Source organism: Streptomyces sp. WG5 (assembly GCF_049974565.1).
GTDB lineage: Bacteria > Actinomycetota > Actinomycetes > Streptomycetales > Streptomycetaceae > Streptomyces.
In genome coordinates this window covers 1-929 of the sequence record NZ_JBNGGC010000145.1, presented here as the reverse complement: position 1 = coordinate 929, position 929 = coordinate 1, and the positions used below count along the sequence as shown (strand labels likewise).

General features: G+C 67.5%; 1 protein-coding gene. It reads right to left on the bottom strand.

Going from position 1 to position 929, the window contains the following annotated elements:
• Positions 1 to 887, bottom strand: an 887-nt coding sequence (locus ACP4IX_RS36285) for a type I polyketide synthase (RefSeq protein ID WP_426558924.1), incomplete at its 3' end; no start/stop codon positions are given.
• Positions 888 to 929: the final 42 nt, after the last annotated feature.

Sequence of the window (929 nt, the reverse complement as noted above, 5' to 3'; positions counted from 1 at the left end):
CCCAGCACATACGCCACCCGCCCCGACAACACACTCTGCGAACCACCCGTCACCAGATGCCCCGCCACATCGTCGACAGAGTCACTCGCCACCCGCGTGTATCCAGACTCGAAGGCACCGACGAACACACCGACCGAACTGCCCGCCAGAGAGGACGGATCGATCCCGCAATGCTCCAATGCCTCCCACGACGTCTCCAACAACAGCCGCTGCTGCGGATCAGTCGCCACCGCCTCACGCGGAGAGATCCCGAAGAACTCCGCATCGAAATCGCCGATCCCCTCCAGGAAACCACCCTGGCCCGTAGTCGACGCCCCCGAACCGGAACCGGGCCCGCCCGAACCGAAGAGCTCCTCCAGGTCCCAGCCACGGTCGGTCGGGAACTGCGACACCACATCCCGTCCCTCGGCAGCAACACGCCAAAGATCATCCGGGCCCGACACACCCCCCGGGTAACGGCACGCCATGCCGACGATCACGATCGGATCGTCGTCCAGCGACACCACCGGCGGCAAGCTCGCCACCGCGGGCTCAGCGGGGGCGTCACCGAGCAGCCCAGCCACGTAATCAGCCAGAACCCTGGCCGTGGGATAGTCGAACACCAGCGTCGCGGGAAGCCGCAAACCAGTCGCCGAGGCAAGCCGGTTACGCAACTCAACCGCCGTCAACGAGTCGAACCCCAAATCCTTGAACGGCCGGGTGATATCAACCTGCTCCGCAGACCGGTGCCCCAGCACAGCCGCCGCATGCCCGCGAACCAGATCCCGCAGGAAACCGGAGCGCTCCCCACCCGGCATCGCCGCCCACCGCCGGGCGAATCCATCCGGGTCCTGGCGGACATCCCTGGCGAGCGGACGGGCCACACCGCGGGCGAGCGACCGCAGCATGGGCGGCAGTCCCTCCGGAGTGCGCAGTACCGAGGGATCGAG